The sequence below is a fragment of the Streptomyces sp. 3-6 genome, from assembly GCF_056323165.1.
Genome location: NZ_JBWHZP010000009.1, coordinates 222,411 through 247,930, shown reverse-complemented (window position 1 = coordinate 247,930; position 25,520 = coordinate 222,411). Strand labels below are relative to the sequence as shown.

General features: G+C 73.5%; 18 protein-coding genes and 2 pseudogenes. 9 read left to right on the top strand and 11 right to left on the bottom strand.

The features are described from left to right. The first annotated feature begins 250 nt into the window (after window positions 1-250). Window positions 251-904: a hypothetical protein gene (locus tag AC02VZ_RS14880; protein ID WP_476475568.1), complete on the top strand. Its 654-nt coding sequence runs from the start codon at window positions 251-253 to the stop codon at window positions 902-904. A 16-nt stretch (window positions 905-920) separates the two neighbouring features. On the opposite strand, the gene AC02VZ_RS14875 is transcribed toward AC02VZ_RS14880, so the two are convergent. The 3 genes from AC02VZ_RS14875 to AC02VZ_RS14865 all read right to left on the bottom strand — a co-directional run bounded on the left by AC02VZ_RS14875 (window position 921) and on the right by AC02VZ_RS14865 (window position 6,799). Further along, window positions 921-2,354 (bottom strand): S28 family serine protease, encoded by a 1,434-nt coding sequence (locus tag AC02VZ_RS14875; protein WP_476475558.1) that lies wholly within the window; start codon window positions 2,352-2,354, stop codon window positions 921-923. Window positions 2,355-2,475: 121 nt separating this feature from the next. Next, the gene (locus AC02VZ_RS14870) at window positions 2,476-2,862 is read right to left on the bottom strand and encodes a hypothetical protein (RefSeq protein WP_476475557.1); all 387 of its coding nucleotides are present in this window, start codon (window positions 2,860-2,862) and stop codon (window positions 2,476-2,478) included. A gap of 223 nt (window positions 2,863-3,085) precedes the next feature. Continuing rightward, a complete protein-coding gene (locus AC02VZ_RS14865; RefSeq protein ID WP_476475556.1) occupies window positions 3,086-6,799 on the bottom strand; it encodes an ABC transporter ATP-binding protein in 3,714 nt (1,237 codons plus the stop codon). Between the two features lie 393 nt (window positions 6,800-7,192). On the opposite strand from AC02VZ_RS14865, the gene AC02VZ_RS14860 reads away from it, so the two are divergent. Continuing rightward, window positions 7,193-8,023: an endonuclease I family protein gene (locus AC02VZ_RS14860; RefSeq protein ID WP_476475555.1), complete on the top strand. Its 831-nt coding sequence runs from the start codon at window positions 7,193-7,195 to the stop codon at window positions 8,021-8,023. Window positions 8,024-8,144: 121 nt separating this feature from the next. Next, window positions 8,145-8,561 carry a DUF5753 domain-containing protein gene (locus tag AC02VZ_RS14855; RefSeq protein ID WP_476475554.1) on the top strand — a complete coding sequence of 139 codons (417 nt, stop codon included), beginning with the start codon at window positions 8,145-8,147 and terminating at the stop codon, window positions 8,559-8,561. Between the two features lie 173 nt (window positions 8,562-8,734). Here AC02VZ_RS14855 and AC02VZ_RS14850 read toward each other — a convergent pair whose 3' ends face one another. Continuing rightward, window positions 8,735-9,289, bottom strand: a complete 555-nt coding sequence (locus AC02VZ_RS14850; protein WP_432057016.1) for a YcxB family protein — start codon at window positions 9,287-9,289, stop codon at window positions 8,735-8,737. A gap of 61 nt (window positions 9,290-9,350) precedes the next feature. Further along, window positions 9,351-9,488, bottom strand: a pseudogene (locus AC02VZ_RS14845) (IS5/IS1182 family transposase); the annotation flags it as partial. Between the two features lie 71 nt (window positions 9,489-9,559). Between AC02VZ_RS14845 and AC02VZ_RS14840 the strand changes: the two are divergent. The 3 genes from AC02VZ_RS14840 (at window position 9,560) to AC02VZ_RS14830 (ending at window position 12,973) form a co-directional block, all read left to right on the top strand. Then, window positions 9,560-9,769, top strand: coding sequence for a DUF397 domain-containing protein (locus tag AC02VZ_RS14840; RefSeq protein ID WP_432057015.1), 210 nt, complete (start codon window positions 9,560-9,562; stop codon window positions 9,767-9,769). 481 nt (window positions 9,770-10,250) lie between these two features. Then, complete coding sequence (locus AC02VZ_RS14835) at window positions 10,251-11,534, top strand: ATP-grasp domain-containing protein (RefSeq protein WP_476475553.1); 1,284 nt, start codon at window positions 10,251-10,253, stop codon at window positions 11,532-11,534. Window positions 11,535-12,358: 824 nt separating this feature from the next. Beyond that, the gene (locus tag AC02VZ_RS14830) at window positions 12,359-12,973 is read left to right on the top strand and encodes a hypothetical protein (protein WP_476475552.1); all 615 of its coding nucleotides are present in this window, start codon (window positions 12,359-12,361) and stop codon (window positions 12,971-12,973) included. A 1,125-nt stretch (window positions 12,974-14,098) separates the two neighbouring features. On the opposite strand, the gene AC02VZ_RS14825 is transcribed toward AC02VZ_RS14830, so the two are convergent. From AC02VZ_RS14825 to AC02VZ_RS14815, 3 genes and pseudogenes are all read right to left on the bottom strand, one after another. Continuing rightward, window positions 14,099-15,784 (bottom strand): thiamine pyrophosphate-binding protein, encoded by a 1,686-nt coding sequence (locus AC02VZ_RS14825; RefSeq protein ID WP_476475551.1) that lies wholly within the window; start codon window positions 15,782-15,784, stop codon window positions 14,099-14,101. Continuing rightward, window positions 15,781-16,749 carry an agmatinase gene (speB, locus tag AC02VZ_RS14820; RefSeq protein ID WP_164334629.1) on the bottom strand — a complete coding sequence of 323 codons (969 nt, stop codon included), beginning with the start codon at window positions 16,747-16,749 and terminating at the stop codon, window positions 15,781-15,783. The genes AC02VZ_RS14825 and speB overlap by 4 nt, the downstream gene beginning before the upstream one ends. Window positions 16,750-16,945: 196 nt before the next feature. Next, window positions 16,946-17,509 (bottom strand): annotated as a pseudogene (locus AC02VZ_RS14815) (sodium:solute symporter family transporter); the annotation flags it as partial. Window positions 17,510-17,695: 186 nt separating this feature from the next. On the opposite strand from AC02VZ_RS14815, the gene AC02VZ_RS14810 reads away from it, so the two are divergent. Together AC02VZ_RS14810 and AC02VZ_RS14805 are read left to right on the top strand one after the other, a co-directional pair. Beyond that, window positions 17,696-19,201 (top strand): PucR family transcriptional regulator, encoded by a 1,506-nt coding sequence (locus AC02VZ_RS14810; protein WP_476475550.1) that lies wholly within the window; start codon window positions 17,696-17,698, stop codon window positions 19,199-19,201. 218 nt (window positions 19,202-19,419) lie between these two features. After that, window positions 19,420-20,214 (top strand): phosphatase, encoded by a 795-nt coding sequence (locus tag AC02VZ_RS14805; protein WP_476475549.1) that lies wholly within the window; start codon window positions 19,420-19,422, stop codon window positions 20,212-20,214. 268 nt (window positions 20,215-20,482) lie between these two features. Here the strand turns inward: AC02VZ_RS14805 and AC02VZ_RS14800 are convergent, their stop codons facing one another. The 3 genes from AC02VZ_RS14800 to AC02VZ_RS14790 all read right to left on the bottom strand — a co-directional run bounded on the left by AC02VZ_RS14800 (window position 20,483) and on the right by AC02VZ_RS14790 (window position 23,776). Continuing rightward, complete coding sequence (locus AC02VZ_RS14800) at window positions 20,483-21,367, bottom strand: acyl-CoA thioesterase (RefSeq protein WP_476475548.1); 885 nt, start codon at window positions 21,365-21,367, stop codon at window positions 20,483-20,485. Between the two features lie 73 nt (window positions 21,368-21,440). Continuing rightward, window positions 21,441-22,598: an acyl-CoA dehydrogenase family protein gene (locus AC02VZ_RS14795; protein ID WP_432057007.1), complete on the bottom strand. Its 1,158-nt coding sequence runs from the start codon at window positions 22,596-22,598 to the stop codon at window positions 21,441-21,443. A gap of 545 nt (window positions 22,599-23,143) precedes the next feature. After that, window positions 23,144-23,776, bottom strand: a complete 633-nt coding sequence (locus AC02VZ_RS14790) for an SACE_7040 family transcriptional regulator (RefSeq protein ID WP_476475547.1) — start codon at window positions 23,774-23,776, stop codon at window positions 23,144-23,146. 87 nt (window positions 23,777-23,863) lie between these two features. Between AC02VZ_RS14790 and AC02VZ_RS14785 the strand changes: the two genes are divergently transcribed. Next, window positions 23,864-25,480, top strand: coding sequence for a carboxyl transferase domain-containing protein (locus AC02VZ_RS14785; RefSeq protein ID WP_432057005.1), 1,617 nt, complete (start codon window positions 23,864-23,866; stop codon window positions 25,478-25,480). Window positions 25,481-25,520 lie beyond the last annotated feature (40 nt).

Below are 25,520 nucleotides of genomic sequence, written 5' to 3'. Positions count from 1 at the left end.
GGGCGGCGCCCCCGTCGGGCGCGGCGGGGCGGCGGCCTGCGGCGGCGCGACAGGCGCGGCGGGCCGGCGCCCCCGCCGCGGCGCGACGCGCGCGACGGGGCCGGGTGCCTACGCGTGCCCGGCCGGCGGACGTAGATCCCGTACGCCTCCGATCCGGCACACTCCCCCCAAGATGCGCAAAGCACCCCAGATCCCTGGCGTGGCCCGGCGCCGCCGGTCACGCTGGTCGGGGTGGTTCGGGGGGATGACGATGCACGTGAGCAGTTCTCCGGGTGCGGTCCGCGCACTCGTCGCGCTCGGGGCGCTGGGCGCGCTGCTGCTGACCGGCTGCCAGGGCGCGCCGGGCGGCGGGAGCGGGGCGGCGGACCCGACGGGCGGGCGGGGGGCCACGTCACCGGCGCCGGTCCGCACGTCCGGGTTCGGGGCGGTGTTCCTCGCGGTCGACGAGTGCAGTTCGTTCGGCCGGACCAGCTTCACCGAGGTGCCCTGCACCAGTGAGCGGGCCGCGGCCCGTGTCGTGGCGCGGCACGACGGCACCGTGCGCGACGGACCGCGCTGTCCGGCGACGACCGACTTCGTGCTGCACATCAGCGAGCAGCGCCCCTCCGCCGACGAGGACGGCGACGGCGCGGTGCCGCGCGGCTACGCCTGCATGCGCAACCTCCAGCCTCCGCACCCCGGCGACCCGGGCGGCGGGGGCGGGCCGCGCACCATCGTCGGCGACTGCGTCCACGACCTGGGCGACGGCAGGGTCCGCGAGACCCGGTGCGACGGCGAGGGCGAGCACGCGCCGCAGTACCGGGTGACGAAGGCCGTGGACGCCCGGTCGAAGTGCCCGGCGTCCACGGCCCTCTACGTGCGGCTCGGCGGGACCTCACCGGTGGGCTGCGCCCGCCCGGTGTAGGTCCGCGCCGGACCGGCTACGGACGCAGCGTCCGCTCCTTCTGCACGTCGTACCGGTCGAGCCCGGCGTGGAACGCCGCCAGCGGCTTCGCCGCCGCCGGGTTCTCCCGGACCTCGCTCGGCGCGACGCCCGCCCAGTCGAGGATGCGGGCCGTGGCGAGGGCCCGCTCCTTCTCCTTCAGCCCGGCCACGTTCGCGCCGTGGTTCATGCCGGGCGCGGTGAACACGTAGGAGTCCTTCGCGCCGCGTCCCAGGCGGAACGGCTCGGCGCCCCACGGGTCGTTCTCGCCGTAGACGAACAGCATGTTGCGGGCGTTGTGGCGCACCCAGGTGTCGACGTCCCGCATCGCCCACGGCTCGAACCGCATCGGGATCGAGCGCGGCACGAAGTTGCGGGGCGGCTGGTAGCCGTAGCGGAGGTACTTCTTCTCGATGTGCGGGAAGCGGATCGTCGGCGCCCCCAGCTGCGTGCCGGCCTGGTAGTAGTACGGCGTGTACGGGCTGAGGCCCTGGTCGGTGTAGAACGAGAAGCCGGAGATCGTGTCGACCGACGTCCAGATCTCGTCGTCGGTGGCGTTGCGGGCGTCCGCCGGGATCTGCTCGCAGTCCTTGACGGTGCTGTACTGCCAGAATCCCCACACGTAGTCGAGGACGACGGCCTCGTAGGCGCGGTCCAGGCTGCCGATGGTGTCGAAGGTGTAGCCGTTCTCGGCGGCGAGGGCCCGGTACTTCTCCTGCAGCGGCGCCCGGCGGACCAGGGCCTCGCGCTGCACGCCGTTCAGCCGGTCCCGGCACTCCTTGGTGCCCACCGTGCGGAAGAACCGGTCGTAGGCCGAATCCTCCTTGTTCACCACGTCGTTGGGGGCGACGTAGGCGACCACGCCGTCCATGTCCCGTGGGTAGAAGCGCTCGTAGTAGGTGGCGGTCATGCCGCCCTTGGAGCCGCCGGTGGAGATCCAGTTCTGGCGGTAGATCTTCTTCAGCGCCGTGAAGATGCGGTGCTGGTCGCTGGCGGCCTGCCAGATGTCCAGCTTCGACCAGTCGGCCGGTTCGGGCCGGGACGGCGTGAAGTAGCGGTACTCCATGGAGACCTGGTTGCCGTCCACGATCTGGGTCGGCTCGCTGCGGCGCGGGCTGGTGGAGACGTGGTACCCGCCGGTGTGGAAGACGGTGGGCCGCGCGGTGTCCTTGTGCAGCACGGTGATCCGCTGCTGGAAGGTGCCCTTGCGGGGCCTGCGGTGGTCGACCGGCTGGGTGTACTCCAGGACGAAGAAGCGGTATCCGGCGTACGGCTTCTCCTCGACCAGGCTCATGCCCGGGATGGACAGCAGCCGTTCCTCGATGTCGGTGACGCCGTCGGCCCCCGGCTCGGCGGCGGTGGCCGCGCTCGCCGCGCTCACCGTGCCTATGAGCATCGTGAGCGTCAGAAGCCATCTGAGCGCTTTGCGCATGCGCACTCCCCTGTGTGACAGATGTGCGCCGGAAGCTAGCGGACCAACTCCCCGCAGCACCAGGGGACACAGGGAAAACCCTGCGGGTGCGTCAGGCGCCACCACCGCGTCCGGGGCGGGGTCAACACAGGATCCAGCCGGAGTCGGCCGAGCCGCCGCCCACCCTGCCCTTCACCCACACGCAGCGCTGCCCCGCGTACACGGTCACCGGGCCGGCGTGGCGCCGGAAGCGGCCGGTGTCGGTGACCGCCCGGCCGCCGCGGGCCCGGATGCTGACCGACATCGTGCGCTTCGTGCCGGGCTTCTTGGCGAGGGTGGCGGCGCAGCGGTACCCGCCGCGCTTGTACACGGCGACGACGCCGGTGGAGAACGACACGGTGCGGACCTTGCGCCCGGGGCAGTGCGCCGCCGCCTGCGCGTCGCCGGGCGACGCCACCACGAGCATCCCCGACGCGGTCAGCAGGGCCAGGCAGAGCGCGAGCCGCCGGAATATCGGTCCACTGTCCACGGTCGTTCCTCCCCGCGCCTGCGCGCGTCGTCCCGCCCCCTCGGCGTACGGCTGTACGGACGCGCGGCGCGGGCCGGATGGTTGCCCGGGGCGGGCCGCGCGTGTCCGGGCCGGGCCGGGCGTGTCCGGGGCGGAGCCCCGGACGCCGGGCCCCGGGGGCCGGGACCGAGCGCCCGGGACCGGGACCGGGTGCCCGGGTGCCCGGGGCAGGGGCGGGGCCCTGTCAGGCGACCGCCGGGAGGTCCTCGCCGACGAAGGTGCGCCACAGGGCGGCGTACCGGCCGTCGAGGCGGAGCAGTTCCTCGTGCGTGCCGTCCTCGGCGACCCGGCCCTGGTCCATCACGATGACCCGGTCGGCGCGGGCGGCCGTGGTCAGCCGGTGGGCGACGACCAGGGTGGTGCGCCGGCCCGCCAGCCGGTCCGTCGCCCGGTTGACCTGGGCCTCGGTGGCCAGGTCGAGGGCGGCCGTGGCCTCGTCGAGCAACAGCACGTCGGGGTCGACGAGTTCGGCGCGGGCCAGGGCGATCAGCTGCCGCTGCCCGGCGGACAGGTTGCGGCCCCGTTCGGCGACCTCGTGCAGGTAGCCGCCCTCCAGGGTGGCGATCATCTCGTGCGCGCCGACCGCCCGGGCCGCCGCCTCGACCTCCGCGTCGGTGGCGTCCGGCCGGCCGTAGGCGATCGCGTCGCGGACGGTGCCCGGGAACAGGTACGCCTCCTGCGGCACGACGCCGAGCCGGTGCCGGTACGCGGTGAGGTCGAGGTCCCTCAGGTCGGTGCCGTCGGCGGTGACCCGGCCGCTCGTCGGGTCGTAGAAGCGGGCGACCAGCTTCACCAGGGTGGACTTGCCCGCACCGGTCTCGCCGACGAAGGCGACGGTCTGCCCGGCGGGGATGACGAGGTCGATGCCGCTCAGCGCCTCCTCGCCGTCCCCGTAGGAGAAGTGCACGTCCTCGAAGGCGATCTCGCCGCGCAGGGACGGCACGTCGAGCGGCTCGTCGGCCTGCACGGTCGAGGTCGGCTCGCGCAGCAGCTCCTGGATGCGGCCCAGCGAGACGGACGCCTGCTGGTAGCCGTCGAACACCTGGGACAGCTGCTGCACCGGCGCGAAGAACAGGTCGATGTACAGCAGGTACGCCACCAGCGAGCCGATCGCCAGCGTCCCGGCGTCGACCCGCGCGCCGCCCACGACCAGGACCGCCGCGGCCGCCACCGAGGACAGGAACTGCACGAACGGGAAGTACACCGAGATCAGCCACTGGCCCCGGATGCGCGCGCTGCGGTAGCTCGCGCTGCGTTCGGTGAACCGGGCCTCGCCGTCCCGCTCGCGGCGGAACGCCTGCACGATCCGCAGCCCCGACACCGACTCCTGGAGGTCGGCGTTGACCGCGGACACCCGCTCGCGGGCCAGTTCGTACGCCTTGACGCTGGCCCGGCGGAAGAAGTACGTGGCGATGATCAGCGGGGGCAGCGTGGCGAACACGACCAGGGCGAGCCCGACGTCGATCACCAGCAGGGCGACCATGATGCCGAAGAAGGTGACCACCGAGACGAACGCGGTGACCAGGCCGGTCTGGAGGAACGTGGACAGGGCGTCCACGTCGGTCGTCATCCGGGTCATGATCCGGCCGGTCAGCTCGCGCTCGTAGTAGTCAAGGCCGAGCCGCTGGAGCTGGGCGAAGATCTTCAGGCGCAGCGTGTACAGGACGCGTTCGCCGGTGCGGCCGGTCATCCGGATCTCGCCGGTCTGCGCCGCCCACTGGGCGAGCACGGTGACCAGGCCCAGCAGGGCCGCCGCCCACACCGCGCCGAGGGCGGCCTGGGTGACGCCCTGGTCGATGCCGTGCCGGATCAGCACCGGCAGCAGCAGGCCCATCCCGGCGTCCACGGCGACCAGGCCGAGGCTGATCAGCAGCGGCGTGCGGAAGCCGCGCAGCAGGCGGCGCAGGCCGTACGACTCCTCCGGGCGGACCGCGGCTTCCTCGTCGACGTCGGGCACGCCGTCGGCCGGGGGCAGCGCCGCGACCTGGGCGAGGAGTTCGGGGGTGGCCGGGGCCTCGGCCAGGGCGGTGTCGCGGGGCTCGCGGTCGCCCGTCCACAGCCGGGGGGTGACCCCGCGTTCGGCGTCGAACTCGGCGTCCAGCTCCGCGCGGACGGAGGTGTCCTCCGCCGGCTCCTGCTCGCGGGCGGGCGGGGTGTGGCCCGGGGAGACGCCGCCCAGTTCGTCGGGGTCGGTGAGCAGCCGGCGGTAGAGGGCGCAGCGCTGCTGGAGCTCGTCGTGGGTGCCGATGTCGGCGAGCCGGCCGCCGTCGAGGACGGCGATGCGGTCGGCGAGGTTGAGGGTGGAGCGGCGGTGGGCGATCAGCAGGGTGGTGCGGCCCCGCATGACGCTCTGCAGCGCCTCGTGGATCTCGTGCTCGACGCGGGCGTCCACGGCGGAGGTCGCGTCGTCCAGGACCAGCAGGCGCGGGTCGCTGAGGATCGCGCGGGCCAGGGCGATGCGCTGGCGCTGGCCGCCGGAGAGGGTCAGCCCGTGCTCGCCGACGGTGGTGTCGTAGCCGTCGGGGAGTTCGCCGATGAAGCCGTCGGCCTGGGCGGCGCGGGCGGCGGCGGTGATCTGCTCGTCGGTGGCGTCGGGGCGGCCGTACGCGATGTTGTGGCGCACGGTGTCGGAGAAGAGGAAGGAGTCCTCGGGGACCAGTCCGATCGCGGCGCGCAGGGACGTGGTGGTCAGCTCCCGCACGTCGTGGCCGCCGACGCGGACGGCGCCCCGGGTCACGTCGTAGAAGCGCGGCAGGAGCAGGGAGACGGTGGACTTGCCGGAGCCGGAGGAGCCGACGACGGCGAGGGTCTCGCCGGGGCTGATCCGGAAGGACAGGCCGTTAAGGACGGGCCGGTCGGGGTCGTAGCCGAAGGCGACGTCGTCGAACTCGACGGTGGCGGGCGCGTCGGCGGGCAGGTCCTCGGTGCCGTCGGTGAGGGACGGCTCGGTGTCGATCAGTTCCAGGACGCGTTCGGTGCCGGCCCGGGCCTGCTGTCCGACGGTGAGCACCACGGCGAGCATCCTGACCGGGCCGACCAGCTGGGCGAGGTAGGTGGAGAAGGCGACGAAGGTGCCCAGGGTGATGTTGCCGCGCACGGCCAGCCAGCCGCCCAGCGCCAGCATCGCCACCTGGCCGAGGGCGGGGACGGCCTGGAGCGCCGGGGTGTAGCGGGAGTTCAGCCGGACAGTGCGCAGCCGCCCCGCGTACAGCCGCCGGCCGACCGCGCGCAGCTTGCCGGTCTCCTGGTCCTCCTGCCCGAAGCCCTTGACGACGCGGACGCCGCTGACGGCCCCGTCGACGACCCCGGCGACCGCTCCGGCCTGCGCCTGCGCGTACCAGGTCGAGGGGTGCAGCCGGGTCCGGCTGCGTTTGGCGATCCACCACAGGGCGGGCGCCACGGCGAGGGCGATGCCGGTCAGCGGCAGCGACAGCGTCGCCATGATCACCAGGGAGATGGCGAAGAGCAGCAGGTTGCCGATGGTCATGGGCAACATGAACAGCAGGCCCTGGATCAGCTGGAGGTCGCTGGTGGCCCGGCCGACGACCTGCCCGGTGGACAGCTCGTCCTGGCGTCTGCCGTCGAGCCGGGTGATCGTCGAGTACATGTCGGTGCGCAGGTCGTGCTGCACGTCCAGGGCGAGCCGTCCGCCGTAGTAGCGGCGGATGTAGGTGAGCACGTAGATGACGAGCGCGGCGCCGACGAGGAGTCCGGCCCAGGTGGTCATGGACCGGGTCTTGTCGCCGATGACGTCGTCGATGATCACCTTGGTGATCAGCGGGACCAGCGCCATCACGGCCATCCCGCCGAGGGAGGCCCCGAGGGCGAGGACGACGTCCTTCGGATGACGCCAGGCGTACCCGGTCAGTCGTCGTGCCCATCCCCGTTGCGGTGTCACGCGGGTGCCCTCCGGTCGTCCTGATCTTCCGCAAGCACCAACGCGGGCCGCCGCGGATTTCATCCCTCGGTCACGGTCGGGGTCGCGGCCACGGTCACGGTCGGGGGCGGGGTGGCGACGGATCGCGGCCGGGTGGTGGGGGTGGGGCGGGAGGACCGAACGCGAACGGGCGAGGGGGATGACCGTGCGTGGCCGGGCGGGCGCCGTGGGCGGGGCGACCGACCGGGCCGGGAGGGGGCAGGGCGGGACGACGTCCGGCCCGGCGGGCCGCCGTGGGCGGGGTGACGGTGTCCCGTCACGCAATCGCCACGTTCCCTCCACTCGCCGGCTCGCATGTGCATGTCACTGTCACGGGTATCACCCCCGTGCAACCCGCGTAGATGGGACCCCCACATGCTCACGACACGCATACGCCGCCGGAGGGCCGTCGCCCTCGCCACGGCCACCGTTCTCGCCGGCCTCACCGCCCCCGCCCTGACCGCGTCCACCGCCACGGCCACCCCGGCCGCCGCGCCGGCCTCCTACGGCTCCGCCGACTACGACCCGGCATACTACGAAGCCGCGGCCGGCAAGACCGGCGAGGCCCTCAAGGACGCCCTGCACACGATCATCAGCGACCAGACCAAGCTGTCGTACTCCGCGGTCTGGGACGCGTTGAAGACCACCGACGAGGACCCCGCCGACAGCGGGAACGTGATCCTGCTGTACTCCGGCATCTCCCGCAGCAAGTCCCTGAACGGCGGGAACACCGGCGACTGGAACCGCGAGCACGTGTGGGCCAAGTCCCACGGCGGCTTCGGCACCTCCATCGGTCCGGGCACCGACATCCACCACCTGCGCCCGTCCGACGTCCGCGTCAACAGCGTCCGCGGGAACAAGGACTTCGACAACGGCGGCAGCGCCTTCACCGACAGCGGCGGCAGCCTCACCGACTCCGACTCCTTCGAGCCCCGCGACGCCGTCAAGGGCGACGTGGCCCGCATGATCTTCTACATGGCGGTCCGCTACGAGGGCACCGACGGCTGGCCCGACCTGGAGGTCAACGGCCAGGTGAACAACGGCAGCACCCCCTACATGGGCAAGCTCTCCGTGCTCAAGGACTGGCACCAGCAGGACCCGCCGGACGCCTTCGAGCAACGCCGCAACGACGTCATCCACGACTCGTTCCAGCACAACCGCAACCCGTTCATCGACCACCCGGAGTGGGTCGAATCGATCTGGTAGCCGGCCGTCCGCCCCTGCTCTCCGCGACCCGGCACACGTCGGTCAGCGCCTCGCACATGCGGGCGAGCAGGAACCGCAGCTGCTCCGGGGTCGTGCGGCGGTCCTCCAGCAGGTCCGCCGCGTGACCGAGCAGGTCGGCTGCGTCACACGCCTGAACCGCGCGAACGTGCTGGCGGACCCCGTCACTCCGGTGGTGTGGGCGTTGCTCGACGAAGCGGTGCTGCGGCGCCCGGTGGAAGGCGCGGCTGTCATGGCGGAGCAGCTCGGTCATGTGATCCAGCTGGTCGACGCCGGACGCATCCGAGTCCACGTGATGCCGTTCGGAGCGGGACTTCATCCGATGCTGGACAGCATGCTGACGCTCATGTGGTTCGACGACCAGCCGCCGGTGGCATACAGCGAGGGCCTGAGGATGGGGCGGCTGCACGACGCACCTTCCGTGATACGGGACTTGCAGCATCGCTCCGATCTCGCGCTGAGCGACGCCCTGTCGCTGCAGGACTCACTCGTCCTCCTCAGGACCGTTGCGAAGGACTAAGAACTCCTGACGGAATGCGGGTGTCACTCCTGTGTGCCGTTGGGGTAATGAGAGGAGCGTGATCCACAACCGCAGTTGGCTCACAATGTGTTGTCCAGAACGGGACAGGGCCCAGTCAGCTCCAGGTCGGCGGGAGTCAAGCACCCGGGCTGACGCGGGGTGTCGCCGTCTGATCAGCCGTTGGACGGACGGGGTGCGAGATGCCGCGCGACGACTGCACGTATCCCGTCGATGTCCGCTCCGTCGCGCAGTCCGCGCTTCGGCAGCAGGGCCATTCCGCCCACCGTGTCGTCGATGACCAGTATGAAGAGGTTCGCCGTCTCGATGTAGTGGCGGAACGACGCCCAGGGGATCGTGGTCTCCACGAGTGCCGTGACGGCATGTATGCCGTTGTCGTCCGCCCGCATGGTGTACTCGCCCTGCGAACGTGCGTACCTGGTCATCTGTCGCACTCGGTACAGCTGGTTCACCCACCCGCCCACGAGGCTCCCCAGTGCTGGGCACAGGGCTGCGGCCACCAGCACGGTCACGCTCGTGGGTGCCGCGAGCATCAGGAGAAGCACGAGAACGGCCGTCGTGATCAGCCCGGCGATCAATGGAAGACGCCACCAGGGTGCGGGGGAGCCAGACCGTGCGTGCAGCGCCTCGGCTATGTCGGCCCGGGTCGGCAGATAGGCGAGCTCGGCACCGGCCGACACCGGTGCCGCCTCCCGCTCCTTGTTCTCCATGGAGCGGGATCGTAGCGGCATCCAACGGACCGCCTTGGCCAGGGTTCCCAGACTCCGTCAACAGGATGCCCTGGAACACCAACCGGTCCGGATGCCGCTTTCGCCCCGGATGCCGGATCCGGCGCTCCACCCTAGGCAGCAGCGGCTCGATCACCGCCCACAACTCGTCATCGACTTCCCACGGCTTCGGTCGAGCCACCCCGCGCCCCCGGATCAGTCCTGGAGTGATCCAACCACCTCGAAGATCATTTCGCTAGGAGCTCCAAGGAGATGAAGGCTGAACGCGTCCTGTACCAGGCCGCGGCTTCGATCCGTCGGCGCAAGTCCTCGTACAGCGACCCCAATGCCGGCAGTTGCCTCGAAGTGGTCGACGGGTGCCGTACGGCGATACCCGTACGGGATTCGAAGGTTCCGCACGGGCCGGTGCTGGTTTTCCCGGGCGGTGCCTGGGCGTCGTTCGTCGCCCACCTCAAGAACTGACACCCCTCCCCGGAATGCGTGAGCAACACCGGCCCCGTCGCCCGTTCCCCGCTCATCCGAGCCGCCCCACCACACTCCCCCGCCGCATGCGCACGGCCGCCGGCACACACCCGTCATGCGCGGGCACCCGCTGCCGTCGGCCACCGGGGGCCACGGTCCGGCCACTCGGTCTCAGCCCGCGGGACCGGCCGCCACATCCCTTGATCACTCCTGAGGCGGCATGCTCTGCTGTCCGGAACCCTTGAGCGGCATCCGACCCGTCGTCTCTCGGGCATCTGTCCGGGGGGAGTCCGTGCCCCCTGCGGCCACCGGCACGGACACGCGTCCCGCACCCGCCCCCCACGCGGTCCGCGCCGCGCCCGTCCGGAAGCCGCCTCCGACGGACGACCGCCTCGGCGGCAAGGGAAGCCGGAGCCCGCACGGCTCCGGGGGCCGGGCCCGACACCCGGCAAGGAGCACCGTGACGGCAAAGGACCCCGTGATGACGACGCACAGCCGCAGGCCCACCCTCGTCCTCGTGTACCAGCGCACCACCCTCCCCTGGGTCTTCGAGAGCGCCGAGCGGGCCGGGATCGACCTCGTGCTGGTCCCCCGGCCCGACGAGGACGTGTCCGAGCAGCGGTTGCCGCCCGCCGTGGTGGACGTGGTGCGGCTGGACGTCGAAAGCGACCCGGCCGGCGCGCTGGCGGCCCTGCGGCGCCGGTACGAGGAGGACCCCTTCCAGGGCATCGTCACCCTCTACGACCCCGCCGTCCCGTTCGTCGCCGAGACGGCCGAGCTGCTGGGGCTGCCCGGTATCGGCCGCGACGCGGCCCGCAGCGCGCAGGACAAGCGCGTCATGCGGGAGCGGCTGGCCGCGGCGGGCCTCCACACCCCCGGTTTCGTCCGGCTGGACGACCCGGCGGACTGGGCGGCGGCGGCACACCTCGCCTTTCCCGTGGTAGTGAAGCCGGCGCAGGGCTTCTCCAGCCTCGGCGTCACCAAGGCGGACACTCCACAGAGCCTGAAGGGCGTCGTGGACGAGGTGTGGCAGACCTGCGCGAGCAAGCTCGGACGGGTCGACGGGCTGGTGGTCGAGGAGTACCTGGACGGCCCCGAGTTCGCCGTCGAGTCCCTCGCGCACGGTGGTGACGTGCGGATCCTGACCATCGGCTACAAGGGCGACCCGCAGGGACCGTACTTCGAGGAGGGCGTGTACCGCGCTCCGGCCACCCTGCCCGACGCCGTCCGGGACGCCATCCTGCGCGAAGTGACCGCCGCACACCGGGCGTTGGGCATCACGGACGGGCCGACCCACACGGAGTTGCGGCTGCGCGGTGGTAGGACGCCGTACCTCCTGGAGATGGGGGCCCGGATCGGGGGGTCCGGGGTGTCCCACTACATCGCCTCCGCGGTGACCGGCGTCGACTTCGCCGCGCAGGCCCTGCGGATCGCCGCCGGGATCACCCCCGAGCCCCTGGGCGCCGGCTCGATGCCGATGCCGGTGGCGGCCGCGGCCAACTACATCGTCCCGTGCCACGGTTCCGGGCGGATCACCGCGATCCGCGGCCTGGACGACCTAAGGGACGACCCCCGCGTCGACCACGTCGTGCAGATGCTCCACCCGGGCGACGTGGTGCGGCCCTACCCGGACTTCACCGGCTACCCGGCGTTCGTGCTGTCCCGGCACGCGGACACCAGCGAGGCCGAGGCGTTCCACCGGTACCTGGACCAGGCCGTTCGCGTCGACTACGCCGACGACACCGACCCCCAGGGGCAGGCGTGACCTCCGTTCCCATCGACGACCGCGGGACGTGACCCGGCGGGCAGGTCGTTCGCGCCGTACCGCGCGACGCCCATCCGCGCGTCCCCTCGCACGGCCCGCGCGGAGCGGCCCGCGCGGAGCGGCCCGCGCGGAGCGGCCCGCGCGGAGCGGCCCGCGCGGAGCGGCCCGCGCGGAGCGGCCCGCGCGGAGCAGCCCGTTCAGCGGGATCCGGCGGCACGGCGGCCGACCGTTGCCCGTCCGTCGAGCACGCCTGACGCGCGTCCACACTCGGTGCCTCGGCGCCTCGGTACGCCGAAGGGATCCTGTGCATCGCCTTCCACCCACGGCACCGGTCGCCACCCAGCGGGACAAGGACCGGCGCCACGGCGTCTCGGACGGCTACCGGACGGCCACATCACGCCGGTTTCCCGGCCGGACGGCGGGCCGCTCGGCGTGTCGAGGAGGAGGGGCGCGCCCCTCCCTGTCGCGATCGTCGGCCGGGAGCGACCGGGCCGTACTCCGCTTCGAACCGGTGCCGGCAGCGATCCGGCCCCGGCCCCGCCCGGTCGGCGCCGTCCGAAGAACTGCGGGGTGCGGGCCACGCCCGCGCCGACCCGCGCCCCTGCTCTCGCGACGGCGAGATCGTCGGAGCCCGCGTCCCGGCCGGCCCCGTCGTGCGGACAGTCGGCTCGACGCCACCGACCCGGTGAGCATCACCCTCGCCCGGCGACGCCTCCCGCCGGACAACGTGAGCGCATCCGCCCCGATGGTCGTCGCCTCACTCATTCGAGTGCCCCTACGACATTCCCCCGCCACCTGCTCACGCTTTCCGGTACGCACCCGTCATGAGCCAGGAACGGGCCTACGGCCACAACCCCCACAGCACGGGTCACGTCATCACGACCGTGCGCCGCCTCATGCGCACCGCCGACCTCGGCGTGTCCCTGGCCGCCGTCGCCCGCGAGTGCGGTGTCACGCGCAACTTCCTCTACGCCAACTGGAAGTCCCTGCCCGCCCTGCAGGCGCGGGCGTTGGGCGTCGAGTTGTCCGCCGCCTTCGACGAGGCGGCCCGCGACCGTCCCAGTGACGGAACGGTGCCGGGGATCACGGCGCACCTGACGGAGGTGGTGCGGCGGGTGCGCCGTCATCCGACCACCGCCGCCGTGGCCCGGTCCTCCCCCGAAGCGGTCCGGGCGGCGCACGGTGCGACCGCGGTCGACGGTCCGCTGATGCGCGTCGCGATCGAACGCATCGGCGACCTGCTGCACCCGCTCTGCCCGCACGGTGGGGTAGGAGGCGACCCACGGCTGGTGTCCCGGCCGTGGAAGATCCTGTGGGTCGCCCGCCCGGCCGCCCTCGGTGCCGAAACGGTCGGTGACCCCGCCCGCGAGGAACCGCTGGACGCCGCCTTCCACGAACTGACGCTCGACCTCCTGTCCCCCTGGCACCCCGACCGCTGAGACCCGCGCCGGCCCCCGGAGCACACCACCGCCGGTACCCCGCCGCGTCCGGCACCGTCTCACCGCGCGTCCCGCCGACCGTCCCGCCCCCTGGCCGAAGCCCCTTGGCCATGGGAGCTGTTGGACCACGGCGTCCCTCGAGCCACGGCGGCCGTGGGACCACGGAGGCCGTCGAACCACGCCGGTCGTCGACCGACGGTGGCCATCGGACCACGGTGATCGTCGGGCATGAACGACGGCTCGTGCCGCACTCCGGTCGGAGTCCCGGTGCAGCCGCACCGCCACAGGCGGGGCCGTGTCCCACGGTCGTCCCGCACGGAGCAGGTCTCCCCTCCGGCACGCCTCACGGAAGGTCCCCCCGGCACCCCCTCGCAGAACCGGAGCCCGTCACGCGGCCCCCCGCACGGGCGGGATCCGTCGTCGCCTCCGCCGCCGGCCCGGGCCGCTTCGCGGCACACTCCGGGACCCGGACTCCCCTGGCACGGAACTCCCGGGCCAGTACGAGGGCGGGCCCGCGGCCGGCGGCAGCCGGGCATCCGTGCCCCGCCCCCGCGGCGACGGTCACCCCGTTCAGCACGCGACCCCCACTCGCCCCGGGCCGGGGCCCGAACCACGGCCCGCCGCACCGCCCACCTCCCCGCCCCCGCACCGGAGCCCCGGCCCGCCCAGAGCCGGAGCCGCCCGGGGGCAAGACCGGGGGCAAGACCGGAGCCAGAGCCGAAGCCCGAGCCACAGCGGAAGCCAAGGCCAGAGCCGAAGCCGGGGCCAGGGCAGGAGCCCGAGCCAAGACCCGAGCACGAGCCGGGGCCGGAGCCGCCCGGGGGCGAGACCGGGGGCAAGACCGGGGCCAAGGCCACAGCCGAAGCCGGGGCCAGAGCCGGGGCCAGAGCCGGAGCCGACCCCGGACCCAAGACCGGAGCCGTGGCCGGAGCCCGAGCCAGGGCCAGAGCCTGACCCGGAACCGGACCGGGGCAGGGACCAGAGCCGGAATCGGACCCGGGGCAGGGGCCAGGGCCCGGCCCGGAGCCCGAGCCAGGGACGGAGCCCGAGCCGGAGCCAGGGCCAGAACCGGCCCCGGACCCGGGGCAGGGGCCAGAGCCGGGCCCAGGCCCGGGCCCCGCCCCCTCAGCCCACGTGCGTCGGCGCGAACATCCGCAGCACCGCCGGGAGGACGACCACCGAGGGACCCGGGGTCGACAGGGCCTCGGCGAGGTCCCGCTCCAGGGTCTCGGGGGTCGTCCGGGTGCCGGGGACGCCGAAGGACTCCGCGAGGGCGACGTAGTCGGGTCGGGTCAGCTCCGTCGCCGTGGGCTCACCGAAGGTGTCGGTCATGTACTCGCGGAGGATGCCGTAGCCGCCGTCGTCGACGATCAGCCAGGTGACGTCCAGGTCGTACTGCCGTGCCGTGGCCAGCTCGGCGATCGAGTACAGGGCGCCGCCGTCGCCGGAGACAGCCAGCACCGGCTGCGTGGGGTCCGCGACGGCCGCGCCGAGGGCGGCGGGGAAGCCGTAGCCGAGGCCGCCGGCGCCCTGGGCGGAGTGCAGCCGGTTGGGGCCCGTGGCGTCGAACGCGGACCAGGCCCAGTACGCCAGGATCGTCATGTCCCAGAAGGACGGTGACTGCCGGGGCAGGGCACGGCGCACGGCCGTGAGGACCTGCCGTTCCAGGGTGAGGTCCTGGGCGTCGAGGCGGGCGCGGACCCGTTCCAGCAGGGCGCGGACCCGCTCCGGGGCGGTCGCGTCCTCGCGGGGCTCCACGGTCTCCAGGAGCGCCTGGAGGGCGAGGCGGGCGTCGGCGTGGATGCCGATGCCGGGGTGGTTGGACTCGAGTTTGCCGAGGTCGGCCTCGACCTGGACCACCCGGCCGCGGGGCTTGAACGTGTGGTAGTTCGAGGAGAGTTCGCCGAGGCCGGAGCCGACGACGAGGAGGACATCGGCGTCCTCCAGGAAGTCGGTGGTGTGCCGGTCCTCGATCCACGACTGGAGCGAGAGCGGGTGGGTCCACGGGAAGGCGCCCTTGCCGCCCGGGGTGGTGACCACGGGCGCCTGGATGCGCTCGGCGAGCTGCCGCAGCTTGCCGGAGGCGTCGGAGCGGACCACGCCGCCGCCCGCGATGATCGCGGGGCGTTCCGCGCGCGACAGCAGATGCGCGGCCAGCGCGGTCAGTTCGGGGCGCGGGGGCAGCTCGTCGGGGGTGGCGTCCATCGCCGTCACCACCGGCAGGACGGTCTCGGCGAGCAGGACGTCCTGCGGGACCTCCACCCACACCGGGCCGTGCGGGACGGTCAGCGCCGACGTCCACGCCTCGGTGATCGCAGACGGGATCTGGGAGGCGGTCCGCACGGTGTGGACGGACTTCACGACGCCGCGGAACGAGGCCGACTGGTCGGGGAGTTCGTGCAGGTAGCCGTGGCGGCCGCCGCCGAGTCCGGCCGTCGGGACCTGGCTGCTGATGGCGAGGACGGGGGCGGAGGCCGCCGCCGCCTCCTGGAGCGCGGGCAGCGCGGTCAGCGCGCCGGGGCCGGTGGACAGCAGCAGCGGGGCCGCCTCGCCGGTGATCCTGCCGTACGCGTCGGCCGCGAACCCGGCGTTGTTCTCCACCCGCAGGCCGACGTAACGCAGGTCGGAGCGGCGCAGGGCGTCGAAGACGCCGAGGGCGTGCTGGCCGGGCAGGCCGAAGACGGTGGTCGCGCCGAGCCCGGCCAGGGTCTCCACGACCAGGTCTCCGCCCGTGCGGCCGGGCGGCGGGTTCAGCGCCGCCTCCGTCTGCGCGGCGGTCGGGCGGAGCACCAGGTCGTGGTCGTGAGTCACTTCGCGCGGGCCTCTGCAATCTGGCGGGACATGATGGTGGTCAGCTCGTAGGCGGTGTGCGACGCGGCGACCGAGGTGATCTCCGCGTGGTCGTAGGCGGGCGCCACCTCGACGACGTCCGCCGAGACCAGGTTGCAGGACGCCAGGCCGCGCAGGATCTCCAGCAGCTCGCGGGAGGTCATGCCGCCGGCCTCGGGCGTGCCGGTGCCGGGGGCGTGCGCCGGGTCGAGGCAGTCGATGTCGATGGAGATGTACAGCGGGCGGTCGCCGATGCGCTGGCGGAGCTGGTCGGCGACCTCGTCGGCGCCGCGCCGGTAGACGTCCGCGGAGGTGACGATGCCGAAGCCCATCTTCTCGTCGTCGGTGAGGTCCTGCTTGCCGTACAGCGGGCCGCGGATGCCGACGTGGGACAGGGCGGAGGTGTCGAGGATGCCCTCCTCGACGGCCCGGCGGAACGGGGTGCCGTGGGTGTACTCGGCGCCGAAGTAGGTGTCCCAGGTGTCCAGGTGGGCGTCGAAGTGGAGCAGCGCGACCGGGCCGTGCTTCTTGGCGACCGCGCGCAGCAGCGGCAGCGCGACGGTGTGGTCGCCGCCCAGGGTCATCAGCCGGGCGCCGGTGCCGAGCAGGTCGTCGGCGGCGGCCTCCATGGTCTCCACGGCCTCGTTGATGTTGAACGGGTTCACGGCGATGTCGCCGCCGTCCGCGACCTGGGCGAGGGCGAAGGGGGAGGCGTCCTGGGCCGGGTTGTACGGGCGCAGCAGGCGGGACGCCTCGCGGATGGCGTTGCCGCCGAAGCGGGCGCCCGGCCGGTAGGAGACACCCGAGTCGAACGGTATGCCGACCACGGCGACGTCGGCGCGGCCGACCTCGTCGAGGCGGGGCAGCCGCGCGAAGGTCGCCGGCCCGGCGTACCGCGGGACGCGGGAGGAGTCGACGGGGCCGCGGGGTGTCTCGTTGCTGCTCATGGAACTGCCTTCTTTCCTACGCTTCGTCGCGTATGTGATGTCTGCCCGCACGACTCTACTGGCCGGCGGGGACCCGTTCGGACACGGATTCGGTTCCGGGGGCGCGTCCGCCGACGCGTTCGCGCCAGGCGGCGAGCACGGCCGCGTCGGTGGGCGGGGTGGCCAGGGAGACGGCGACGTAGGCGGCGACGGAGGACAGCAGGCCGATGGTCTTGACGACGAACTGCACCATGTCGGTGAGGGTGATCGACCACATGCCGCCGAGGGTGGAGTAGGCGACGACGATGGAGCCGCCGAGGACGATCGCGAGGGTGCGGTTGAGGTCGAAGAGGACGTCGAAGATCGTGGCGTAGGCGATCGTCGAGGTGACCGCGAGCATGAGGGTGTACGCCCACATGACGAGGCCGGAGATGACGCCCGCCCGGCCGCCGTAGCGCAGGTCGAGCATCTCGGAGACGGTGTAGACCTTCAGCCGGGCGATGCGGGCGGAGAAGAAGATCGACAGGGCGAGCAGGCCGAGGCCGATGGTGAAGACCATCCAGGCGCCGGACAGCCCGTACTGGTAGCCGAGGCCCACGCCGCCGATGGTGGAGGCGCCGCCGAGGACGATGGCGGCCATGGTGCCGGAGTACATGGCGGGGCCGAGCCGGCGGCCCGCGACGAGGAACTCGCTCTTGGACTTGGCGCGGCGCATGCCCCACCAGCCCATGGCCAGCATGCCGGCCAGATAGACGACGATGACCAGGTAGTCCACGGCCATGCGGGGCCTCCTTCACGCGGTACTCGGTGGCGTGTCGTGCAAGGGGAGTGGCCCGGCCGCTCGGCGCGGGGACATCCGCCCGTACCCGCGGGCCGCCGGTCTGACCTGACCCTAGGTGGCCGGAAAGCGACTGCGAAGTGTACGTTTCATCCATTCACAGCGAACGGGATGGAGGAAACGTCCACCATGCCGGACCCCACGGTTCCGCCCACTCCGCCCGTCCCCCTGGACGCGCTGCTGGCCCGCGCGGACCTGGGCCTGCGCCGGATCGCCGGGCCGGACGACCCGGGGCTGGTGGTGCACTGGGTGCACACCTCGGAGATGGCGGACCCCTACCCGTACCTGCTCGGCGGTGAGCTGCTGCTGTCGGCGGGCGTCCACGTCCCGGACGGGGCGGGCGCCGGCTACTTCGACGCGTACGTCTCCCGGATCGTCGCGGCGGGCGGGGCGGCGCTCGGCTTCGGCGTCGCGCCGGTGCACGACACGGTGCCCGGGGCGCTGGTGGAGGCGTGCGAGATGCACGGCCTGCCGCTGCTGGAGGTGCCGCCCCGGACCACGTTCTCCGGGGTGGCCCGCGCGGTGTGGCGGCTGATGGCGCAGGCCCGGCTGGCGGAGCTGCGCCGGGTGACCGAGGCGCAGCAGGCCCTCGCCGCCGCGGCGGCCCGCCCGGACCCGGTGCCGTCGGTGCTGCGCCGGCTGGCGGGCCGACTGGAGGGGTGGGCGGTGCTGTACGGACCGGAGGGCACCCGGCTCGCGGCGGCCGGCCGGGAACCGGGCGAGGAGGTCCGCCTCGCGCTGGCCCCACTGGCGGACGTGGTCCGGCCCGACGTCTCCCCCGCCGCCGGGCGCGACCGGCCGGGCACGGCACCCGGCGGGACGGGACGGCCAGCCTCGGCCGCCGACACGGTCGCCGGGACGCGGCTGACCGCCTACGCGCTGGGGGCCGGCCAGGGCTTCGTGCTCGGGGTCGCCGCCCCTCGGCAGGAACCGGGCGACCACACCGTCGCGTCCGTGGCCGCCGTGCTGCTGTCGCTGCTGACGGGCGAGCACCAGAGCGGCCGGGGCACCGCCCGCTCGTCCGCGCTCGTGCGGCTGCTGCTGGGCGGCACGCCCGAGGACGTGGCCGGACTGCTCGGCGGGGAGGCATGGCGGGTGGTGCACGCGCGGCCGGACGGGCCGGCCCCCGACCACGTGGCCGCCTCGGCGCTGGGCGCGGCGCTCGGCTCGGCGCTGGTGGACCCGGACGGGCGGACGGTCCGGGTGCTGGTGCCGGGCGACCGGGCCGTGGAGGCGCTGCCCGGCTGGACCCTCGGGGTCAGCGCCGCCGTCGGCCCGCGGGAGTGGCCCGCCGCCGACATCCAGGCGGCCCGCGCGCTGGCCCGGGCCCGCGCCACCCGCGCGCCCCTGGTCCGGCACGGCGGGCGGCCCGCGCTGGCCGACCTGGTCGCGGGCCCGGACGCGGAGGCCCACGCCCGGGCGCTGCTGGCGCCGCTCGCCGCGGTGCCCGCCCTCCCGGAGACCCTGCGCACCTGGCTGTCGCTGCACGGCAGTTGGGACCGCACGGCGGTGGCCCTGTCGGTGCACCGCAACACCGTGCGCCAGCGCATCGCCCGCTGCGCGGCCCTGCTGGACGCGGACCTGGACGACCCGGACGTGCGCATGGAGCTGTGGTTCGCGCTGCGCCGGGACTGAGGCCACGGGCGCTCCCGGGCCCCCTGCGCCCCGGCATCCGTGGCCCCGTGCCCCCGCACCGGCAACGGCCGGCCAGACCCCTCGCACTGCCCCCGCCCCCGATCACCGGGCCCGAGGAGCGCCCTGAGTACCTGTACGCAGTCGTCCGAGTACGTGACGCACATCCCAGCGCGCGGTACGGCGGGGACGCCCACCCGCCGCTGGCCCACAATGGGGGCATGCCGATACCCGGGACCCCCAGCCGCGCCGACCTGCTCGGCCACCTCACCGCCACCCGCATCGCGGGCGATGTCGCCACCCCCCGCGAGAACAACCTCTCCCACTACCGCAAGCTGGCGAACGGTGACCGCCACTACTGGCTCGGGCTGGAGCTCGGCGACCGCTGGAGCGACGAGCAGGACGTGCTCGCGGTGATGGCGGAGCGGGTCGGCGTCAACGACGACCCCGAGTACCGGTACGGCCAGGACACCATCGACCCGGAGCTGACCGTGTCCGCCCTGGAGCGCATGGCGGCCCGGCTGCGCAAGGCGGCGGACGGCCGGCAGCGGGTCCTGCTGGCCACCGGCCACCCGGGCGGGCTGCTCGACGTGCACCGCGCGACCGCCGACGCCCTGCGGGCGGCCGGCTGCGAGATCGTCGTCATCCCGGACGGGCTGACCACGGAGGAGGGCTACGTGATGCAGTTCGCCGACGTGGCGATGCTGGAGCACGGCGCCACCCTGTGGCACACGCACTCCGGTGAGCCGATGAAGGCGATCCTGACGGCGCTGGAGCGCGAGGGCCGCCCGCTGCCCGACCTGGTCGTCGCCGACCACGGCTGGGCGGGCGCCGCCGGGCAGTACGGCGTCGACTCCGTCGGCTACGCCGACTGCAACGACCCGGCACTGTTCCTCGCCGAGGCCGAGGGCACCGTGCAGGTGACGGTCCCCCTCGACGACCACGTGGTGAGCCCCCGCCACTACGACCCGATGACGGCGTACCTGCTGTCGGAGGCGGGGCTGACACAGGACTGAGGCGGCGCGGGCTGAGGCGGGACGGAGGCGAACCCGGCGAGGGCTGAGGCGGGACGGAGGCGGACCCGGCGCGGGACCGATGCGGGACCGGGCGGACCCGGCCCCCGACCGAGGCCCGACCGAGGCGGGAGGGCTGACCGGTCCGGTCGGCCGGAAGCGGCGGCCGTGGCGGCCGCGGGCACGCCGCCGGTCCGCCGGCCGCACCCCGGACGCCCGCGGGCGGAAGTCCCCCGAAGCGCCGGAACGGCCCCGTCCCCCCAGAGTCCCCCTAAGGGACCTCCCGCGGGACCCGGACCACGCCCTCCTGGATGACCGAGACCGCCAGCCGGCCGTCCTGGGTGTAGATACGGCCCTGGCCCAGGCCGCGTCCGCCGTGGGCCGACGGGGACTGCTGGTCGTACAGCAGCCACTCGTCGGCGCGGAACGGGCGGTGGAACCACATGGCGTGGTCCAGGGAGGCGCCGACGACGTCACCGACGGCCCAGCCGCCCCGCCCGTGCGCGAGGAGCACCGAGTCCAGCAGCGTCATGTCGGAGACGTAGGTGGCGAGCACCACGTGCAGCAGCGGGTCGTCGGCGGCGCTGTCCAGCTTGCCGTTGGTGCGGAACCAGACCTGGGAGTGCGGCGCGCGCGGCTCGCCGAAGCGGCCGTAGGGCGGCTCGTCGACGTAGCGCAGGTCGACGGCCGCGTGCGCCTCCAGGGACCGCCGGACGACCTCCGGGTCGAGGTGGCCGTACGCGCGCATCCGCTCCTCGGCGGTGGGCAGCGTGGCCGGGTCCGAGGACGGCGGCATCGGCGCCTGGTGGTCCAGGCCCTCCTCGTACGTCTGGAAGGACGCCGAGAGGTGGAAGATCGGCTTGCCGTGCTGCACGGCGACCACCCGGCGGGTGGTGAAGGAACGGCCGTCGCGGATGCGGTCCACGTCGTAGACGATCGGCGCGTCCGGGTCCCCGGGGCGCAGGAAGTACGCGTGCAGGGAGTGGGCGGGCCGGTCCGCCGGGACGGTGCGCCCGGCGGCGACCAGGGCCTGCGCGGCGACCTGCCCGCCGAAGACGCGGGGGACGACGGCGGAGCGGGAGCGGCCGCGGAAGATGTTCTCCTCGATCTGCTCGAGGTCGAGCAGATCGAGGAGCTGTCGGAGTGCCTGACTCATGGGGTTGTGTCGTACCCGTGGGTGCGGGGGCCCGTGAGCGGGCCCGACGTGTCCTACAGGCCCATGTCCTTTCCTACAGGCCCATGTCCTTGGCGATGATCGACTTCATGATCTCGCTGGTGCCGCCGTAGATGCGGTTGACGCGGTTGTCCGCGTACAGGCGGGCGATCGGGTACTCGTTCATGTACCCGTAGCCGCCGTGCAGCTGGAGGCAGCGGTCGATGACGCGGTGGGCGACCTCGGTGCAGAACAGCTTCGCGGAGGCGGCCTCGGCGGGGGTGAGCTCGCCGGCGTCCAGGGCCTCGGTCGCGCGGTCGGCGACGGCCTCGGCGGCGTCCACCTCGGCCTGGCAGGCGGCCAGCTCGAACTTGGTGTTCTGGAAGTGGGCGACCGGCTTGCCGAAGACGGTGCGCTCCTGCACGTACTGCTTGGCGAAGCGGACGGCGGCCTTGGCCTGGGCGTAGGCGCCGAAGGCGATGCCCCAGCGCTCGGAGGCCAGGTTGTGGCCGAGGTAGGAGAAGCCCTTGTTCTCCTCGCCGAGCAGGTCCTCCACGGGGACCTTCACGTCGACGAAGGCCAGCTCGGCGGTGTCGGAGGTGCGCAGACCCAGCTTGTCCAGCTTGCGGCCGACCGAGTAGCCCTCGGACTTCGTGTCGACGGCGAACAGCGAGATGCCGTGGCGGCGGTCCTCGGCGGTGGGCGCGGCGGTGCGGGCGCAGACGATGACCTTGTCGGCGTGGACACCGCCGGTGATGAAGGTCTTGGCGCCGTTGAGGACGTAGTGGGAGCCGTCCTCGGAGAGCTTGGCGGTGGTCTTCATGCCCGCGAGATCGGAGCCGGTACCCGGCTCGGTCATCGCGATGGCCCACATCTCCTCACCGGTGACGAACTTCGGGAGGTAGCGCTTCTTCTGCTCGTCGGTGGCGAGCATCTTGATGTAGGGCAGGGCCAGCAGGACGTGCACGCCGGAGCCGCCGAACTGGACGCCCGCGCGGGCGGTCTCCTCGTAGAGGACGGCCTCGAACTTGTGGGTGTCCATGCCCGCGCCGCCGTACTCCTCCGGCACGCTGATGCCGAAGATGCCGAGCTCACCGAGCTTGTAGTAGAAGTCGCGGGGGGCCTGGCCGGCCGCGAACCAGTCGTCGTAGACCGGGACGACCTCGGCCTCGATGAAGGCGCGGATGGTCTCCCGGAACGCCTCGTGGTCCTCGTTGAACAGCGTACGGCGCACGAACGCCCACCGCCCTTCCTCGCGCCTGCCGGCGCCGCTCTCGCGTACGGGGTTGCTCGCCGCGGGTTCCCCGGCGGGGGCACCGCATGGCTAAGCGCTTGCTCAGATTCCAAGATACCGGCGGGTATCCGCCATCGTCCAGAGCGGGGCGGGCGTAACGCTCGTCACGCGCGGACCACGCCGGGCGGAACCCACCGGGCGGAAGACCCGCGGGCGGAGGCCCCGCGGGCGCAGACCCCGCTCCACCGGGGCAGCCCCGCCACGCGGGCGGTCGCCTCCACACTCACCTGGACCCCTCGGGCGGTCGCCCCCCGCCCCCGTCCACCCCTCGCGCACGACCGCCTCGTACGCCCCCTCGGGAACGGCCACCCCGCACGCGCCGCTCCCTGGCACGGACGGCCACCCGCCCCGCCCGGCCGCCCCTCGCGCGGACGGCCACCCGCCCCGGCCCCACGCACGGACGGCCACCTCACCAGCGCAGGCGCCTCACACCCGTGAACGCCCAGACGCAGGCACCCGAACACAGGCGCCCGAACGCGGGCTCCTCACGCCCCCGGCTCCCCCGCCCTCACTCCCGCCCCCGCCCCCGCCCCCGCCGCCTCGAAGGCGCCGCGGGCCATGCGGTGCAGCAGTGCGGCGGTGGCCGCGCGGCCGGGCAGGGCGCCGGGGCGGCCGAGGTGCGGGGTGGAGTTGAGCAGGCCGAACACCGAGTGGACGGCGGACCGGGCGGCGGGCTCGCCGAGGTCCGGGTGGAGGGCGCGGACCACACCGACCCACAGCTCCACGTACCGCCGCTGGAGCCGGCGCACCAGCTTGCGGTCGGCCTCCCGCAGGCGGTCCAGCTCGCGGTCGTGCAGGGTGATCAGGGGGCGGTCGTCGAGCGCGAAGTCGATGTGCCCCTCGATGAGGGAGTCGAGGACCTCCTCGGCGGGCACCCCGTCGGCCTCCGCGAGGCGCCGCTCGGCGCCGGTGAGCAGCGAGCCGCTGATCCCCACCAGCAGCTCGGCGAGCATCGCGTCCTTGCCCGCGAAGTGGCGGTAGAGCCCGGGGCCGCTGATGCCGACGGCGGCGCCTATCTCGTCGACCCCGACGCCGTGGAAACCGCGCTCGGCGAACAGCCGCGCGGCCTCCTTGAGGATCTGCTCGCGGCGGGTCGGGGCGTCGGTTCTGGTGGCCATGAGGACGATTCTAGACAGCGAGGTTAGCGGTCGTTAACCTGTGGGAAATGCGTTAACGCTCATTAACAAGGTGAGGGGACCCGCAGGATGCATGAGGCACCGGAGCTTCACAGCGCGGCAGATCCCGCGTCCGAGGCCTTTCGGGCCAACGAGGAGGCGCACCGCGCCCTCGTGGCGGAGCTGCGCGCCAAGCTGGCCGCCGCCGAGCTCGGGGGCGGCGAGCGGGCCCGCGCGCGGCACACCGCGCGCGGGAAGCTGCTGCCGCGCGAGCGCGTGGACACGCTCCTCGACCCCGGCTCGCCCTTCCTGGAGCTGGCCCCGCTGGCCGCCGACGGGATGTACGAGGGGCAGGCCCCGGCGGCCGGCGTGATCGCCGGGGTGGGCAGGATCAGCGGCCGTGAGTGCGTGGTGGTGGCCAACGACGCCACCGTCAAGGGCGGCACGTACTACCCGATGACGGTGAAGAAGCACCTGCGGGCGCAGGAGGTGGCGCTCGACAACCGCCTGCCCTGTGTCTACCTGGTCGACTCCGGCGGGGCGTTCCTGCCGATGCAGGACGAGGTGTTCCCCGACCGGGACCACTTCGGGCGGATCTTCTACAACCAGGCCCGCATGTCCGGGGCCGGCATCCCGCAGATCGCGGCGGTGCTCGGCTCCTGCACGGCGGGCGGGGCGTACGTCCCGGCGATGAGCGACGAGGCGGTGATCGTGCGCGGCCAGGGCACGATCTTCCTCGGCGGCCCGCCGCTGGTGAAGGCGGCCACGGGTGAGGTCGTCACGGCGGAGGAGCTGGGCGGCGGCGAGGTGCACTCCCGGGTGTCGGGCGTGACCGACCACCTCGCCGAGGACGACGCGCACGCGCTGCGGACGGTGCGCACCATCGTCTCCACGCTGCCCGCGCGCGGCCCGCTGCCGTGGGGCGTCGAGGCGCCGGTGGAGCCGAAGGTGGACCCGGCGGGCCTGTACGGGGCGGTGCCGGTGGACTCCCGCACCCCCTACGACGTGCGGGAGATCATCGCGCGGGTGGTGGACGGTTCCCGGTTCGCGGAGTTCAAGGCGGAGTACGGGCAGACCCTGGTGACCGGCTTCGCGCGGATCCACGGTCACCCGGTGGGGATCGTCGCCAACAACGGCATCCTGTTCTCCGAATCGGCCCAGAAGGGCGCCCACTTCATCGAGCTGTGCGACCAGCGCGGGATCCCGCTGGTGTTCCTGCAGAACATCTCGGGCTTCATGGTGGGCCGGGACTACGAGGCGGGCGGCATCGCCAAGCACGGCGCCAAGATGGTCACGGCGGTCGCGTGCACGCGGGTGCCGAAGCTGACGGTGGTGGTCGGCGGGTCGTACGGCGCGGGCAACTACTCGATGTGCGGCCGGGCGTACTCGCCCCGCTTCCTGTGGATGTGGCCCAACGCCAAGATCTCGGTGATGGGCGGCGAGCAGGCCGCCTCGGTGCTGGCCACCGTCAAGCGGGACCAGCTGGAGGCCCGCGGCGAGGAGTGGTCCGCCGAGGACGAGGACGCCTTCAAGGCGCCGATCCGCGCCCAGTACGAGCAGCAGGGCAACGCCTACTACGCGACGGCCCGGCTGTGGGACGACGGGGTGATCGACCCGATGGAGACCCGGCAGGTCCTGGGCCTGGCCCTGACCGCGTGCGCCAACGCGCCACTGAGTGACCCTCAGTTCGGCGTCTTCCGGATGTGAGGGGACCGATGACGATGACAGCTCGGACGACAGATCCGGC

Excerpts from the sequence above, each read along its gene's own strand:
- AC02VZ_RS14880 (WP_476475568.1), top strand. The coding sequence starts at position 251 with ATGCACGTGAGCAGTTCTCCGGGTGCGGTCCGCGCACTCGTCGCGCTC.
- AC02VZ_RS14875 (WP_476475558.1), bottom strand. The coding sequence starts at position 2,354 with ATGCGCAAAGCGCTCAGATGGCTTCTGACGCTCACGATGCTCATAGGC.
- AC02VZ_RS14860 (WP_476475555.1), top strand. The coding sequence starts at position 7,193 with ATGCTCACGACACGCATACGCCGCCGGAGGGCCGTCGCCCTCGCCACG.
- AC02VZ_RS14850 (WP_432057016.1), bottom strand. The coding sequence starts at position 9,289 with ATGGAGAACAAGGAGCGGGAGGCGGCACCGGTGTCGGCCGGTGCCGAG.
- AC02VZ_RS14840 (WP_432057015.1), top strand. The coding sequence starts at position 9,560 with ATGAAGGCTGAACGCGTCCTGTACCAGGCCGCGGCTTCGATCCGTCGG.
- AC02VZ_RS14835 (WP_476475553.1), top strand. The coding sequence starts at position 10,251 with ATGACGACGCACAGCCGCAGGCCCACCCTCGTCCTCGTGTACCAGCGC.
- AC02VZ_RS14830 (WP_476475552.1), top strand. The coding sequence starts at position 12,359 with ATGAGCCAGGAACGGGCCTACGGCCACAACCCCCACAGCACGGGTCAC.
- speB (WP_164334629.1), bottom strand. The coding sequence starts at position 16,749 with ATGAGCAGCAACGAGACACCCCGCGGCCCCGTCGACTCCTCCCGCGTC.
- AC02VZ_RS14810 (WP_476475550.1), top strand. The coding sequence starts at position 17,696 with ATGCCGGACCCCACGGTTCCGCCCACTCCGCCCGTCCCCCTGGACGCG.
- AC02VZ_RS14805 (WP_476475549.1), top strand. The coding sequence starts at position 19,420 with ATGCCGATACCCGGGACCCCCAGCCGCGCCGACCTGCTCGGCCACCTC.
- AC02VZ_RS14800 (WP_476475548.1), bottom strand. The coding sequence starts at position 21,367 with ATGAGTCAGGCACTCCGACAGCTCCTCGATCTGCTCGACCTCGAGCAG.
- AC02VZ_RS14790 (WP_476475547.1), bottom strand. The coding sequence starts at position 23,776 with ATGGCCACCAGAACCGACGCCCCGACCCGCCGCGAGCAGATCCTCAAG.
- AC02VZ_RS14785 (WP_432057005.1), top strand. The coding sequence starts at position 23,864 with ATGCATGAGGCACCGGAGCTTCACAGCGCGGCAGATCCCGCGTCCGAG.